Annotated in this window: 19 protein-coding genes; 16 read left to right on the forward strand and 3 right to left on the reverse strand. The window is 41.9% G+C overall.

The annotated features are described in order from the left end of the window. Nucleotides 1–85: 85 nt before the first annotated feature. A complete protein-coding gene (gene dhiT, locus TY87_RS07345; RefSeq protein ID WP_100186569.1) occupies nucleotides 86–355 on the forward strand; it encodes a type II toxin-antitoxin system toxin DhiT in 270 nt (89 codons plus the stop codon). Beyond that, complete coding sequence (gene dhiA, locus TY87_RS07350) at nucleotides 349–882, forward strand: type II toxin-antitoxin system antitoxin DhiA (RefSeq protein ID WP_100186570.1); 534 nt, start codon at nucleotides 349–351, stop codon at nucleotides 880–882. The genes dhiT and dhiA overlap by 7 nt, the downstream gene beginning before the upstream one ends. A gap of 76 nt (nucleotides 883–958) precedes the next feature. Here the strand turns inward: dhiA and TY87_RS07355 are convergent, their stop codons facing one another. Next, nucleotides 959–1153, reverse strand: a complete 195-nt coding sequence (locus TY87_RS07355; protein ID WP_100186571.1) for a hypothetical protein — start codon at nucleotides 1151–1153, stop codon at nucleotides 959–961. 218 nt (nucleotides 1154–1371) lie between these two features. Here TY87_RS07355 and TY87_RS22445 point away from each other — a divergent pair, with 218 nt between their 5' ends. Beyond that, nucleotides 1372–1530: a hypothetical protein gene (locus TY87_RS22445; protein WP_157789876.1), complete on the forward strand. Its 159-nt coding sequence runs from the start codon at nucleotides 1372–1374 to the stop codon at nucleotides 1528–1530. A 33-nt stretch (nucleotides 1531–1563) separates the two neighbouring features. Further along, nucleotides 1564–1884 carry a ferritin-like domain-containing protein gene (locus TY87_RS07360; protein ID WP_100186572.1) on the forward strand — a complete coding sequence of 107 codons (321 nt, stop codon included), beginning with the start codon at nucleotides 1564–1566 and terminating at the stop codon, nucleotides 1882–1884. On the opposite strand, the gene TY87_RS07365 is transcribed toward TY87_RS07360, so the two are convergent. Then, nucleotides 1881–2621 carry an ElyC/SanA/YdcF family protein gene (locus TY87_RS07365; RefSeq protein WP_232617088.1) on the reverse strand — a complete coding sequence of 247 codons (741 nt, stop codon included), beginning with the start codon at nucleotides 2619–2621 and terminating at the stop codon, nucleotides 1881–1883. The two genes, TY87_RS07360 and TY87_RS07365, sit on opposite strands and share 4 nt — an antisense overlap. 157 nt (nucleotides 2622–2778) lie before the next feature. On the opposite strand from TY87_RS07365, the gene TY87_RS07370 reads away from it, so the two are divergent. The 11 genes from TY87_RS07370 to TY87_RS07420 all read left to right on the forward strand — a co-directional run bounded on the left by TY87_RS07370 (nucleotide 2779) and on the right by TY87_RS07420 (nucleotide 12326). After that, nucleotides 2779–3243, forward strand: coding sequence for a GNAT family N-acetyltransferase (locus tag TY87_RS07370; protein WP_100186574.1), 465 nt, complete (start codon nucleotides 2779–2781; stop codon nucleotides 3241–3243). Further along, nucleotides 3243–3923 (forward strand): GDSL-type esterase/lipase family protein, encoded by a 681-nt coding sequence (locus tag TY87_RS07375; protein ID WP_072838888.1) that lies wholly within the window; start codon nucleotides 3243–3245, stop codon nucleotides 3921–3923. The genes TY87_RS07370 and TY87_RS07375 overlap by 1 nt, the downstream gene beginning before the upstream one ends. 173 nt (nucleotides 3924–4096) lie before the next feature. Beyond that, a complete protein-coding gene (locus TY87_RS07380) occupies nucleotides 4097–5182 on the forward strand; it encodes a TRAP transporter substrate-binding protein (RefSeq protein ID WP_100186651.1) in 1086 nt (361 codons plus the stop codon). Between the two features lie 65 nt (nucleotides 5183–5247). Next, on the forward strand, nucleotides 5248–5787 hold the full coding sequence (locus tag TY87_RS07385; RefSeq protein WP_011978501.1) for a TRAP transporter small permease subunit: 540 nt from the start codon (nucleotides 5248–5250) through the stop codon (nucleotides 5785–5787). A 33-nt stretch (nucleotides 5788–5820) separates the two neighbouring features. Then, nucleotides 5821–7110, forward strand: coding sequence for a TRAP transporter large permease (locus tag TY87_RS07390; RefSeq protein ID WP_072838891.1), 1290 nt, complete (start codon nucleotides 5821–5823; stop codon nucleotides 7108–7110). Between the two features lie 126 nt (nucleotides 7111–7236). Next, nucleotides 7237–8592 (forward strand): cache domain-containing protein, encoded by a 1356-nt coding sequence (locus tag TY87_RS07395; RefSeq protein WP_100186575.1) that lies wholly within the window; start codon nucleotides 7237–7239, stop codon nucleotides 8590–8592. A gap of 19 nt (nucleotides 8593–8611) precedes the next feature. Beyond that, the gene (locus TY87_RS07400; protein ID WP_100186576.1) at nucleotides 8612–9244 is read left to right on the forward strand and encodes a response regulator transcription factor; all 633 of its coding nucleotides are present in this window, start codon (nucleotides 8612–8614) and stop codon (nucleotides 9242–9244) included. A 16-nt stretch (nucleotides 9245–9260) separates the two neighbouring features. Next, nucleotides 9261–10109, forward strand: coding sequence for a diaminopimelate epimerase (gene dapF / locus TY87_RS07405; protein ID WP_100186577.1), 849 nt, complete (start codon nucleotides 9261–9263; stop codon nucleotides 10107–10109). A 109-nt stretch (nucleotides 10110–10218) separates the two neighbouring features. After that, nucleotides 10219–11025, forward strand: a complete 807-nt coding sequence (locus TY87_RS07410; RefSeq protein WP_100186578.1) for an endo alpha-1,4 polygalactosaminidase — start codon at nucleotides 10219–10221, stop codon at nucleotides 11023–11025. Between the two features lie 26 nt (nucleotides 11026–11051). Next, the gene (locus tag TY87_RS07415; RefSeq protein WP_100186579.1) at nucleotides 11052–11885 is read left to right on the forward strand and encodes an AraC family transcriptional regulator; all 834 of its coding nucleotides are present in this window, start codon (nucleotides 11052–11054) and stop codon (nucleotides 11883–11885) included. A 36-nt stretch (nucleotides 11886–11921) separates the two neighbouring features. Then, entirely contained in the window at nucleotides 11922–12326 is a 405-nt protein-coding gene (locus TY87_RS07420; protein ID WP_100186580.1) for a hypothetical protein, read from the forward strand. A 28-nt stretch (nucleotides 12327–12354) separates the two neighbouring features. On the opposite strand, the gene TY87_RS07425 is transcribed toward TY87_RS07420, so the two are convergent. Beyond that, nucleotides 12355–12945 (reverse strand): LysE family translocator, encoded by a 591-nt coding sequence (locus TY87_RS07425; RefSeq protein WP_100186581.1) that lies wholly within the window; start codon nucleotides 12943–12945, stop codon nucleotides 12355–12357. Nucleotides 12946–13110: 165 nt separating this feature from the next. Between TY87_RS07425 and TY87_RS07430 the strand changes: the two genes are divergently transcribed. Next, nucleotides 13111–13407, forward strand: coding sequence for a Dabb family protein (locus TY87_RS07430; protein ID WP_100186582.1), 297 nt, complete (start codon nucleotides 13111–13113; stop codon nucleotides 13405–13407). Nucleotides 13408–13428: the final 21 nt, after the last annotated feature.

The raw sequence follows: 13428 nt of genomic DNA on the forward strand, positions 1-13428 counted from the left end.
CGCTGCTTTTTTGTTTGTAAAATAATGTTGTCTCTTTTGAGAGACTGATCTATAGTTTTATCTATATAAATATCGAGGGGTAAGGATGCCTGAAATCGATGCGTTATTAGGATTATCGTTTTGCTTATACTTTTTTGATAATCAACAGCACAAGTTACCTCACTTACATGTGAAATATGGTGATTATGAATTGATTATTGCGATTGAAACCAGTGAATGCTTAGAAGATTATTTGCCCAGTAAGCAGCGTAAACGTGCCGAAGCTCATATAACCATGTATAGGTATCAACTCATGCAGATGTGGAATAAAGCTGTGAAAGGTGAGAACCCGGGGAAGTTGGAGGATTTATGTTAAAAATTATTGATGTAGATTGGGTTAAAGATCACACCTTGGCTTTAATCTTTAGCGATGGTTTTGAAGGCGAAGCAGACTTGTCTGATTACTTTTCAAGACAGCCATTTGCTAACGTGAAAGATTTTAAACGCTTCGCTTTAACCTCTGACGGAGCATTGAATTGGAATGGCAATGAACTTACTGCGAGCATATTACGAGGCATCACAAAAGGTGTTTATCAGACATCAAACGTACGGTTTGATGTTGAACAAATGGAAGAAGTGATTAAACAGGCTTCATGGGACTCTATGAAAGAAGGTCGCCCAGACATTTTGCAAGCCGCTATTCGTTCCTATGTTGAGTTATTCGGACACAGTGTCGTGATTGCAAGAGCGGGGATTAAAAGCCGAACCAGTGCTTATCGATCTCTTAAACCTGAAACTAAGCCTAACTTTGCGACCTTGGTACAGCTTGCCCATGCGGTAATTGAAATTGCCAAAGAGAGAGTTGGGGAATCGTTGCCAAACTCGACCATTGTTTTGCATTAGAGGGTTTAGTTCGAGACAAATACAGCAATGTCGTCTTTCACGTTGTTAAAAGCGACGATCAGCAGTTCAGATTGAGTCAGTACAGCTTATTTTTAGCTCGAATTTTCCTTTTAAACTCAGTCATCTGAGCATTAGCTTCTTCGTTCGACACAAATACAGCAAGGCCGTTTTCCATATTCTCGAAAGCGGCGTTTACTTGCTGTGTTAACCAAGCATCATGAGATATTTGGTTATCTTTTTCATCAACTTCGTATGTAATTATAGAGTTCATTCTTTAGCCTTATAAGGTCCTTTGTCGTATAAATGCTAGTAGGAGACATGACGTATAACAACCAACTCTACTGAGTCATTTTTCCATCCATTTAACGATCTATATCAATAAATTCTCTTCTATTGCTGGAGTAACTGATTATCTGTGCTTTAATTTATATATTAGTATTTTCTAATGTTTGTTTTTGCACTGGTATTATTGCTTGATAGGAGAGCGAAATGAAGAGCGTTAAATTATGGTTGAGTGGTGTACTTGTCTCTTGGGTGATTGTTTGTTTTCCGTCTATTGCTGCGGCTGAAGGCTATGGTGCTGCTGGCGCACAGAATGAAGTAGATAAAGTGCTGACGTTGGAGTCCATGCTGAGCTATGCCTTGTAAGATGAATATTTAGCGCGAGGAGAATATCAAGAGGTGATTCGTACTTTTTGTGGACAGAAACCTTTTACTAATATCATTAAGACCGAAGAAAGACACATTTCTTGGTTAGAGCCTTTGTTTGAGCGTTATGATTTCGCCTTGCCAGTGGATCGTGGCGTGGAAAGCGCGGTGATGCCTGCGAGCTATGCCGAGACATTTGCTGTTGGTGTTGCAGCTGAAATCGCGAATATCGAGATGTATGAACGCTTTTTAAAACAAGATTTACCAAGTGATGTGAGAGACGTGTTTATTCGCTTACATGATGCTTCAGAGAATCACTTAGCGGCTTTCCAAAAGTGGCAAAATAAGTTTTAGCCTTTAATCCACTGCCAAGTACGTCCAAGCCATTCGTAGAAGGCGCGTTGGCTTTTGTAGGCGGCGGTGGCGTCGATTTGCCAATCGCTCTTTTCCGAACCAAGGTACATGGCTGGAGCCGGAATAATCTTGAAGCCTGCTTTTTCGAAGAAGATAGACGCACGTTTTAGATGTGAGGCTTCCGTTACCAAGGCGACATTTTTCCCTTCTAAGTAAGGTTTCATGCTGTAGGCTTCCTCTTCTGTGTCTTTGGCGAGGGGGAAGGCTTTGATCCTGTCTGGTTGTATTCCTAATTCAATGGCGGCTCGGCGCATGACTTCTGCGTGGGGTTCTGTCATTTCACCAGAATAACCAGAAACAAATAATTGCGCGTTTGGGTTGGCTTTTAGAATACGCAAACCTTCTTCGAGTCGAAACAGTGCGCTGTTGCCTAGCGCCATGATCGTTGGTGTATTGCTAAGATCTTTATGGCCACTACCGAGGACGATAACGACATCAACAGGTTGCTTAGTATCAAATACTGGGAAGTCGTGTTCTACCGTCGCAATCAATGTATTTGCGACAGGGTTCCAGCTGGTTAATCCCAACATTAATATGCCGCATAACAAGAAAAATCGGGCGATTTTCGGCCATTTCTTCATCAGTAAAAACGCAAGGCACATAGCTACTAAGGTTAGAGGAATTGGCATCAGCATATAGCCGATGATTTTCTTGATGTAAAAAAGAACAATGCCCAAGGTGTTATATCTCTTTAATCGTGTCAGTTTAGAATGCAGCGATGATAAAGGAGTATGGTTTTGCCTTAAAGCTTAAAAGGACTCTATTAAGTTTTGTTTTTCAGGTTGTTTTGTCGGTATTATTTTGCTTATCAAGTTTTCAACGTAAGGACACTACATGTTTTCCATTCGCCCTGCCGATTTCCCACATGACAATGACAGTGTGTTAGCTATTTTTCGTGAATATATCGCGTCGGCGCCAGTAAGCTTGGACTATCAGCAGAATGAACAAGAGTTTGTTGCTTTAGATGGTAAATACTCGCTTCCTAATGGTGTGGTTTTACTTATCTGGAAAGATAACGAGGTCGTCGGCTGCGCGGCTTTTCGTCGAGTTGATGCGAAAGTTTGCGAAATGAAGCGAGTCTATATTCGTCCAACAGAACGCGGTCATCATTTGGGCGAGAACTTAGTCACTGCGCTTATGTCTTGTGCCAAGGAAAATGGCTATCAGCGCATGTGTCTTGATGTATTGGCAGATTTTGAAACCGCAAGACGCTTGTATGTTCGTTTGGGTTTTGAGCCTTGTGATCCGGTGAGTTACAACCCAATTCCGGGAACGCATTTTCTAGGGTGTGATTTGTGATGAAAGCATCAAAAAAGTTACCTACAGAACCTTTATCTATCAAGGCAATGCCACAAGAAACCATTTGGTGGTTGCCTCGTCATGAGGAAAAGCTCGCCGAAAAAAATGCCATGGAGCGAGTGGATTTGGTGTTCCTTGGGGATTCCATTACACAAGCTTGGGAGAAAGAAGGCGCGGATGTTTGGCAGGCTTTTTATCAACCAAGGCATGCACTGAATTTAGGATTCAATGGTGATAAAACAGAGAACGTTTTATGGCGACTTGCCCATGGGGAAGTCGATAATATTCAGCCTAAGTTATTGGTTTTATTAGTTGGTACGAATAACGCAGGTCATCGCATGGACAAAGCTGAAGATACAGCGTTGGGTATTAAGCAGATTTTGTCTGTATTGGCAGAAAAGTTACCGCAGACAAAAATTCTGCTCTTGGCTATTTTCCCTCGTAGTGCGAAACCAACGCAGAAACTGCGTATGTTGAACAACGAAGTGAATCAGATTATTTGCAGCTATGCAGATGATAAAAAGATATTTTTCCAAGACATTAATCACGTTTTTCTGGATGAAAAAGGTCGCCTAACCAGTAATATCATGAGTGATTTTTTACACCCCAACGCTAGCCAATATCAAATTTTTGCTGATGCCATAGAGCCTTATATAGTTGAGTTAATGGCAGAAAATTAATTTTATGGTGAAGGTTTTTCGTTTAATTCTACGTATTAATACTGAGTCTAGTACGTAGTTTCCGCTTTATAAAGTCGGTATTCGTACGAATTGTTTGCACTTTCTGTACGCGCGATTATTAATCCTGCTCGATCTTAAATTATAAAAAATAAGACTACAGGATGATAAAAACAATGAAATCCTTAAAACTCACAACTCTTGTTGCTGCAACCGCAGTGGCATTAAGCGCTTTCTCTTTACCTGCTCTCGCAGCAGAAAAAGTTTACAAATTGAAAATGGCCGAGACTTGGGCAACTAACTTTCCTATCTTTGGTGATGCACCAAGAAACATGGTTCGTATTGCAGAAGAAATGTCTGGTGGCCGTCTTAAAATCACCATCGACTCAGCCAACAAACACAAAGCGCCTTTGGGTGTGTTTGATATGGTGCGTTCTGGTCAGTATGACTTAGGTCACTCCGCGTCTTATTACTGGAAAGGTAAAGTACCTAATACTGTTTATTTCACCACTATGCCTTTTGGTATGACTGCGCCAGAGCAATACGGCTGGTTCTATTATGGTGATGGCATGAAGTTGATGGAAAAAGTGTATCAACCATTCGGTTTGCTTTCTTTCCCAGGTGGTAATACTGGCGTACAGATGGGCGGTTGGTTCAGAAAAGAGATCAATTCCGTTGAGGACCTACAAGGTCTGAAAATGCGTATTCCAGGTTTTGCCGGTGAAGTGTTAGCAAAACTAGGCGCAAAACCAACGAATATCCCACCGGGCGAGTTATACACAGCGCTTGAGCGTAACACGATTGATGCGCTTGAATGGGTTGGGCCGTCACTTGATTTGCGTATGGGCTTCCACAAAATTGCGCCTTACTACTACACAGGTTGGCATGAGCCTGCAACGGAACTTCAGTTCCTTGTGAACGAACGGACGTGGAAAAAACTGCCAGACGATCTTCGTGAAATATTGCGCGTAGCGATGAAGGTGTCAGCTTATGATATGTATATTCAGAGCTACCATGAAAGTGGTGTGAACTGGGCGACGATGAAATCTGAATACCCAGATATTCAAGTTAAAACCTTTCCTCAACCTGTTTTGAATGCGATGAAAAAAGCCAACGACGAACTTTTGACGGAAGAAGCCGCGAAAGATCCATTGGCGAAAGAAATTATCGATTCTCAGGCCGCGTACATGAAAACAGCACGTGTTTGGTCGAATATCTCCGATCGCGCTTATCTTGAAAGCGTTGACCGTCTAGATCAATAAAACCTCTGACAGGGTGAGTGAGTACTTAGTATGACCTCGCCCTTTGTCTTTTCTAGGAGTTTGTTATGTGGTTAATCGGCCTAGAACGGGGTATCACTCGTTTTTCGAATCTACTGGGTATTATTTCTACCATCTTATTTATTGGCTTGTTGTTTAACGTTTTTTACGACGTTTTGATGCGTTATGCCTTTAACGATGTGTCGATTGGTATGCAGGAGTTGGAGTGGCATTTATACGCTGCGATTTTCTTATTAGGCATTCCTTACGGTATTCAGCATGGTGGTCATGTACGTGTGGATTTGATCTATGAAAATCTATCGATTCGCGGAAAAGCTTGGATCGATTTGTTTGGTTGTGTTGTGTTTCTAATGCCTTTCACCATATTGGTTGGTTATTACGGTGTAGGCTTTTCTTACGAGGCTTTTTCCCTTGGTGAAACCAGTGGCGATCCTGGTGGTTTGCCTTATCGTTGGATCATTAAAGCGGTTATTCCTGTTGCTTTTTTCTCTATGGCAATCAGTGGATTAGGAATGATTATTCGCTGCATCAATGTGCTGCGCGGCGTAAGTGAAGAAGGTTTTTCACATCCGCCTATTCAACATTAATTCTTGTCTCCATTTTAAGCTTATAGGTTATTTATGATTGGAATAATCATGTTCTTTGTTGCCCTAGTGTTGCTTTTACTGGGGTTCCCTGTGGCCTTTACCTTTGGTGGTGTGGCCTTGATCTTCGGTGTTTTTGCCGAAGGTTTTGATATGTTCGCTTTTATGCCGTTCCGCATTCAAAGCTACATGGAAAATACCGTTATGATGGCGGTGCCTTTGTTTGTGTTTATGGGCATCGTGTTGCAAAAGACGAGGCTAGCAGAGCAGTTATTAGAGGCCATGGGCAAACTGTTTGGTGGCGTTCGCGGTGGCTTGGCAATTTCTACTATTCTAGTGGGCGCGTTATTGGCTGCATCGACCGGTGTGGTTGGTGCGAGTGTCGTGGCAATGGGGCTAATATCTTTGCCTGTGATGCTGAAATATAACTACAACAAATCTTTAGCCTGCGGAACGATTTGTGCTTCTGGTACCTTGGGGCAAATCATTCCACCGTCGATTATTTTGATCATTTTGGGGGATGTTTTGGGCATTCCTGTAGGCGATCTTTTTCATGCTGCTTTGTTTCCCGGCATGATTTTAATTGTTTGTTACATTGTTTATATCTTGATCCTTACTTTTTTAAAACCTGAGCTAGCGCCAGCTATGCCGCAGGATTTAGATAATGAAACACGCGCACAACAAATCCGCAGCGCACTAAAAGCGATTATCCCGCCTTTGGCTTTGGTGTTGATTGTGTTGGGCTCGATCTTTACAGGGATTGCCACACCAACCGAGTCTTCTGCGTTAGGTGGCATGGGCGCGATAGTATTGGCTCTTATTTATCGTCAATTTAGCTGGAAAATGCTCTACGACAGTGGATTGGAAACAGTAAAAGTTACGGCCATGGTATTTGCTATTCTGATGGGAGCAACCGCCTTCTCTATGGCGTTTAGTTACACGGGTGGCGATGCGATTGTCGAAGAAGTCTTACTGAATCTTCCTGGTGAGAAATGGGGCTTTATTATCTTAGCCATGATTGCCATTTTGATCTTGGGCTTCTTTATCGACTTTGTTGAAATCGCATTTATCATTGTGCCTATCTTGGCTCCTGTTGCCGAAGCATTGGGTATAAATATGGTGTGGTTCGCGATTTTGATTGCGATGAATCTACAGACATCCTTTTTAACCCCGCCGTTTGGTTTTAGTCTATTCTATTTAAAAGGTGTGGCGCCTAGTTCGATTAGAACAATGGATATTTATAAAGGCGTCATGCCGTTTATATTGATCCAGATCCTCGTTTTGGTCAGTATTATGGTTTTTCCTGAGTTATATGGAATGGACTGATTCTAAGATGGTTTAGACTCTAGTTTAAAAGCGGGTATTGCCCGCTTTTTTGCTATTTTAGGAATACTAAGAATGAGTTAAATGTATGATCTTGACAGTATAAAATAATAAAAAAGGTCTTTATCCGTGGGATTAAAAAGTAAAATCATTCTCCTTGCCGTTGCGCCTTTAATTGTCGCGACAGCCATCATTACCTATCTGGGCTTTCAATCTGCTCGCGAGTTGGCTTCGCAAGAACTGTCTATTTATGAATTCAATTTAGTAAATGCTAAAAAGTTAGCGTTGAAGAATCACGTTAATATTGCTATGTCAGCTATTCGTCCAATATTGGAGGATGATCAGTTAGGTGATGCTGAAGCACAAAGTCGAGTGAAAAAAATTCTGGAAGGATTAAGTTACGAAGATGACGGTTATTTCTTCGCCTATGAAATGTCTGGGATAAATTTAGTCCATCCAACTCAGCCGGATTTTGTCGGTAAAAATTTATGGAACTTTCAGGATCGCACTGGAAACTATTTAATCCAAGGCTTAATTCGTGCGGCTCAGGCTGGTGGCGGTTATCACAGATACATTTGGGAAAAGCCGCCACTAATGAAGCAAGAAGATAAGTTGGGCTATGTAGTCGCCATTGATCGGTGGCATTGGATAATGGGCACCGGACTGTATCTTGATGATATTTACGCAGAGCTAGCCAAAACCAAAGCCACCATGAATGACAATATTCAGCGTAGTTTTTTTACCGTGATTGCCGTGGTTGTAGTAACCGTAGTTTTGGTTATTTTGTTAGGTTTGGCGATTAATCTTCATGAGCACAAATTGGCGGACTCAAGACTAAAAGAACTGGCTCAACGTTTTATGCGTCTGCAAGTTAATGAAAGACGAGGCTTTTCTCGTGAACTTCACGATGGCATTAATCAATTATTGGTAAGTTGTAAGTTTCGTATTGAGTTAGCGGAAAATAAATTAAAGCGTGGTCATGAAAAAGAAGTGATTCATCAAGAATTGGCGAAAGCGGGTGATCTGATTAATCAGACCATCAGTGAGGTGCGGCAGATTTCCCATAATTTACGACCAACCTTATTGGATGATTTAGGTTTGGATACGGCGCTTAAAGCCTTGATTGACCAATTTATGGAACGCACTGAAATTCAGGTCACGTATCGTTTTGATGTGTCTACTAAGTTACCTGATGAAATAGAGATTACAGTTTACCGTCTAACTCAAGAGTCGTTAACCAATATTGAAAAGCACGCTCAAGCCAAAAATATCTCACTGCAAGTTTTGCAATCTCATCGACATGTGATGTTTGAGTGTTTTGATGACGGCAAAGGCATCTCGAAAAAATCAGATCTGTTTTCAGGGATTGGTTTGATCAATATGCGCGAACGAATCGAATTAATTGGTGGTGATTTTATGTTGGAATCACAACGTGGCAAGGGCACAAAAGTGCATGCTTTGTTGCCTCTTGAGCAACGCTTTTAGTACATAGAGAAGATTAATAATGATAAAAAATATTCGAGTTCTCTTAGTTGATGACCACATGTTAGTTTTGGATGGACTGCAAGCTCGTTTGGAACTAGAGGGCAATATCGACATTATTGCAACGGCATCTAATGGCTTGGATGCGTTAGAAAAAGCCAAAGAAGCCCAACCCGATCTGGTTCTGATGGATGTTTCTATGCCGATATTAAATGGACTAGAAGCCACTAAACGGTTTAAAGCAGAGCAGCCCAATGTCAAAATTTTGATGCTTAGTATGCATAATGACAAAGAGTATATCTTGTCATTAATTCAGTCAGGTGCGAATGGCTATGTTTTAAAAGATGTGTCATCAGAAGAGTTAGTCCAAGCCATTAATACCGTGTGCCAAGGTGGCACGTATTTTAGCTCAGGAGCGTCCGATTCGCTGTTTTCATTGGCAGCTTCTCCCAAACAGTCTGATGACTTAACCAAGCGAGAAGTGGCTGTGTTGAAAGCGCTAGCGGCAGGATTATCTAATAAAGAAATTGGTCAATCCTTGAATATCAGTGTGAGAACTGTCGAAACACATCGACAGAATATTAAAAACAAGTTGGATATTCATACATCTGCAGGCTTGATAAAATACGCTTTAGCCAATCAGTTAATTGAATAACCAGAGGAATAAGGCAATGGATTTTCGTAAGTATCATGCGCTAGGTAATGTGTATTTAGTCGTATCGCCAGATGAGTTTCCTGATGAGCCTGCCGCCTTGATCATTAAAAACATTTGCCACAAACATTATGGCGTGGCGTCAGATGGTGTGTTGATTGGTCCATTTTCTTCTAATGTCGCAGACTTTGGTTTACGTATATTTAATCCCGATGCCAGCGAAGCGGAGAAAAGCGGTAACGGCTTGCGGATATTTTGTCGTTCTCTATGGGATCAAGGTTTGGTGAAAGATAAACCTTTTACCATTGAAACCAAAGGTGGTGTGGTCAAAGCACAAGTGTCTGACAATGGACTGCGAGTGGATGTGGAAATGGGTAAGGTGTCTTTTCTTAGCCAAGACATTCCAGTTTGGGGTGAACCTCGCGAAGTCTTGTTAGAAAATCTTAATGTAATGAGCCTGAATCATATTTACAGCGCGGTCACTATTGGCAATCCTCATTGCGTGATTTTGGTCGAGTCGCCAACCGAAATCATGGCAAAAGAATTTGGCCCCTTGATTGAAACACATCCCAACTTTCCTAATCGAACCAATGTGCAATTTATGCAAGTCATTGATCGTAATCATATTGTAATCGAAATCTGGGAGCGAGGAGCAGGTTATACCTTGGCATCAGGCAGTAGCAGTTGCGCCGCTGCCGCAGTGGCGTATAAGTTAGGTTTATGTGACTCGTCTATCAAGGTGATGATGCCGGGCGGCCAGATCGATATTGAAATTAACGATGATTTTCGTGTCAGCATGAGCGGCGGTGTCACATCCATCTGTCATGGCAGTATTTCCACAGAATGCCTGTCTCAGCTGTTCCACTAGAATCTAAGCCATTAGATTGAGAGCCTTTCACGTCATAACAGAGTAGAGTGGGGGCTTGCGGCAAGACCTGTCGCGGGCTTTTTAGCCTTTTGAGCATATGGAGTCCACTATGCGCGTTCTACTTTTTCCAGTCAGTGTGTTGTATATGCTGCTGTCGTCTCTTTTTTCCCCTCTTTATGCGGCGGATGATTGGTATCGCCCACCGGTTTCTGTGACTTGGCAGTGGCAACTTGACGGCGTTGTTAATGAAGATTACGACGTGGATTTATACGACATCGATTTATTTGATTCTTCTGTTGAGCTGATCCAACGTCTACAAGCGTCCGGTAAAAAAGTCATTTGTTATTTTTCAGCCGGTTCATACGAAGATTGGCGGCCTGACGCAGTCGATTTTGCTGCCAAAGATTTGGGTAAAACCTTAAGTGGTTGGGATAATGAGAGCTGGTTAGAGATTCGTTCTAGCCAAGTGCGTGATGTCATGATTCGTCGTCTTGATCTAGCCGTCTCAAAAGGATGTGATGGTGTAGAGCCAGATAACGTCGACAGTTACCGAACTAATACCGGTTTTTCATTCCGAGCCAATGACCAATTAGATTACAATCGCTTTTTAGCCGCGCAAGCCCACGCCAGAGGTTTGGCAATTGGTTTGAAAAATGACCCTGATCAGGCTCGGGCGTTGAGTAGTGACTTTGATTTTGCAATCACAGAGCAATGCTTTGAATTTTCCGAATGCCGTTCTTATTCAAGTTTTATTAAAGCTGGTAAGCCTGTATTGAATGCGGAATATCGTCGAATTTATGTGGATGATGAAGCACAACGAAATGCTATGTGTAAGCAGTCGTTGGCGTTAGAATTTAGTACTTTGGTTTTGCCTGTCACTTTAGATGACAAGTTTCGCCTAAGTTGTTTACCATAACCTACCTGATTGAATAGGACGACAAGATGACACCTTCTACCCATCCTCTTTTTTGGCGAGATCAGGCTTTGCCTTATGTGGAGCTTCGCCAAGTATTGGATGGTAGAAACGTGAGCTACGCACCGCATTCCCATCAAGAATGGTCGATTGGTGCCATTCTAAAAGGTCAGAGTGAATTCCTCTGTGCGGACCGTTTACACGCTGTTGAACATGGTGCTTTGGTAATGATGAACCCTAGTGTCGTTCATGCTTGTAATCCTCGTCAAGATTCTCCATGGGCTTATTACATGATGCATTTAGACAAGGATTGGTTAGCGTCCTTATTGTTCGCCAATGGCTCTAGAGAAACTCAGATCTGGCAAGATACCTTGGGTGATACTTTAATGTCAGTTCAGGCTTATCAGGCATTTGTAGAAGTATGTGAGTGTTTAATGTCGGGTGTTCTTTCGTCTTTAGAAAAAGGCCAAAGGCTAGAAGCGGTGCTGGTGGACTTGTTCACGGAGTTGGATGCGAATAACATCGAATCTTCCACAGCTTTGCCTGTGAATAACTTATATCAAGTGGCGGACTATTTGAATCAATACTGTTTGCACGATACCTCGATTGAGCAAATCAGTACTGAATTTGGTTTCAGTACTGGCTATTTAGTACGTGCGTTTAAGCGCCACTTTAATATGACGCCACACGCTTATCGTTTGAATCGTCGTATTCAACTGGGCCAGCAAGCGTTGAAGCAAGGACAAGCCATTGTTGATGTGGCACAGACCATTGGCTTTAGTGATCAGGCGCACTTTCAGCGTGTGTTTAAACAGCGAGTAGCGGCAACGCCAGATCAGTATCGCCGCTCGGTTTCTTCTTAAATTTTGAATCTCTAGTTATAAGGATGGTAACTAAAAATGATGTTTCTGGTTGAATTTGGACCTAGGATTATAGGCTATGGAACGATTTTGTTCGCTTTGGTTGTTAGCTATCGCATGCGAGCGTGGGATCATTTTTTGCTAAGAACCTTTGCCGTCGCTGCATGTGTATATATTGCCTCGGTTTTTCTCACGTTTTTATACGAAGGTATGTTGGATGTTCTTGCTTCGACCTATGATACTAATGGCGATGGAATATTTAGTAAAAGTGAATCTACCCACGAGCTAAGCATTATTTACCAGAAAATTGTTCAAGATACGGGAAGAACGTTTTACCCAATTACTGGAATATTCGTCTCTCTTTTTTTAAGTGTTATTTTCTTAACTTTTTTTTCAACGTGTCTATATCTGAAATCGCTCATCATGAAGGCTGGAAAGCTATAACTGATTCGCTCAGGTGGTTTTTTGTATATCAGACAAGGATTAGCACACAACTGCCTGCCAATAATGTCGCCAAGGTTTTATTCATCAAGCGCATCTTGGCGGGGCTTTGAAAATATTGCCCGAGTATTTTTCCTATCCACACCCAAATACCTAAAGACAACCAACAAATTGGCAAATATAAGCTCGCAAAAATTAACACCTCTGTCGCTTCCGCATTGGGAGTATAGGCCGCAATTCCAGACAACGATGCCAGCCAAGCTTTTGGATTGAGCCATTGCATAATTGCACCCGTCATAAAGGTTGGCGCATTGTTGTTTTTGTCCGAATTTAGCTCGCCATTGTCGGTGAATATCTGATAACTCAAGTACAGTAGAAAAGCGATGCCTAACCATTGCAGCACTTTGGTGATCCAGCTTAATTGATCAATTAAATAATGTAGCCCAAAGCCAATCAGCAAAAACAGCACAATAAAACCAAGCGTCGCTCCCGTTACAAAAATAAGCCCCGTTTTGATTCCATAACGAGCGCTGCCACTTAGCGATACAAGGTTCACCGGTCCGGGAGACAGCGATGCAACCAAGGCAAACAAAGACATAGAAATGATTAACGAGAGAGTCATCAGGTATTCCTAGAAAAATAATCAACAGGCACTCACTATCGTTTTTTAGGAACCTTGCGTATTGAACAAAATTGACCTTTTAAGGAATGTTTACCATCCGCATGTTTTTAGTGGGAAGAGCAGAGTATGATTTTGCTAAATCATTTTATTTAAACAGGAGTCTTTATGATTCGTCATGTGTTGTTTATTCAGTATAAAGAACAAGCCAGCGAAGCGGATATTGCAACGTCTTTGGCTAATTTCGATGCGATTAAAAGCAAAATCGATGGGATTGAGTCGGTTGAATGGGGACTAAATAACAGTCCAGAAGGGCGTAATAAAGAGTACACACATTGTGTGTTTATGACCTTTGTGGACGAAGCCGCGCGTGATGCCTACATTCCTCACCCAGAACACGAAGTATTAAAAGCACAACTAGGGCCGATTTTAGAAGACATTATCGTTTTCGATTACGCCATATAACATCTTGTTAATAATATTTAG

The organism is Marinomonas sp. BSi20584 (assembly GCF_002792415.1).
In the GTDB taxonomy this organism is placed as follows: domain Bacteria; phylum Pseudomonadota; class Gammaproteobacteria; order Pseudomonadales; family Marinomonadaceae; genus Marinomonas; species Marinomonas polaris.

Coding starts and splice junctions, on each gene's coding strand:
- dhiT (WP_100186569.1), top strand. CDS start 86: ATGCCTGAAATCGATGCGTTATTAGGATTATCGTTTTGCTTATACTTT.
- dhiA (WP_100186570.1), top strand. CDS start 349: ATGTTAAAAATTATTGATGTAGATTGGGTTAAAGATCACACCTTGGCT.
- TY87_RS07355 (WP_100186571.1), bottom strand. CDS start 1,153: ATGAACTCTATAATTACATACGAAGTTGATGAAAAAGATAACCAAATA.
- TY87_RS22445 (WP_157789876.1), top strand. CDS start 1,372: ATGAAGAGCGTTAAATTATGGTTGAGTGGTGTACTTGTCTCTTGGGTG.
- TY87_RS07370 (WP_100186574.1), top strand. CDS start 2,779: ATGTTTTCCATTCGCCCTGCCGATTTCCCACATGACAATGACAGTGTG.
- TY87_RS07375 (WP_072838888.1), top strand. CDS start 3,243: ATGAAAGCATCAAAAAAGTTACCTACAGAACCTTTATCTATCAAGGCA.
- TY87_RS07380 (WP_100186651.1), top strand. CDS start 4,097: ATGAAATCCTTAAAACTCACAACTCTTGTTGCTGCAACCGCAGTGGCA.
- TY87_RS07385 (WP_011978501.1), top strand. CDS start 5,248: ATGTGGTTAATCGGCCTAGAACGGGGTATCACTCGTTTTTCGAATCTA.
- TY87_RS07390 (WP_072838891.1), top strand. CDS start 5,821: ATGATTGGAATAATCATGTTCTTTGTTGCCCTAGTGTTGCTTTTACTG.
- TY87_RS07400 (WP_100186576.1), top strand. CDS start 8,612: ATGATAAAAAATATTCGAGTTCTCTTAGTTGATGACCACATGTTAGTT.
- dapF (WP_100186577.1), top strand. CDS start 9,261: ATGGATTTTCGTAAGTATCATGCGCTAGGTAATGTGTATTTAGTCGTA.
- TY87_RS07410 (WP_100186578.1), top strand. CDS start 10,219: ATGCGCGTTCTACTTTTTCCAGTCAGTGTGTTGTATATGCTGCTGTCG.
- TY87_RS07415 (WP_100186579.1), top strand. CDS start 11,052: ATGACACCTTCTACCCATCCTCTTTTTTGGCGAGATCAGGCTTTGCCT.
- TY87_RS07420 (WP_100186580.1), top strand. CDS start 11,922: ATGATGTTTCTGGTTGAATTTGGACCTAGGATTATAGGCTATGGAACG.
- TY87_RS07425 (WP_100186581.1), bottom strand. CDS start 12,945: ATGACTCTCTCGTTAATCATTTCTATGTCTTTGTTTGCCTTGGTTGCA.
- TY87_RS07430 (WP_100186582.1), top strand. CDS start 13,111: ATGATTCGTCATGTGTTGTTTATTCAGTATAAAGAACAAGCCAGCGAA.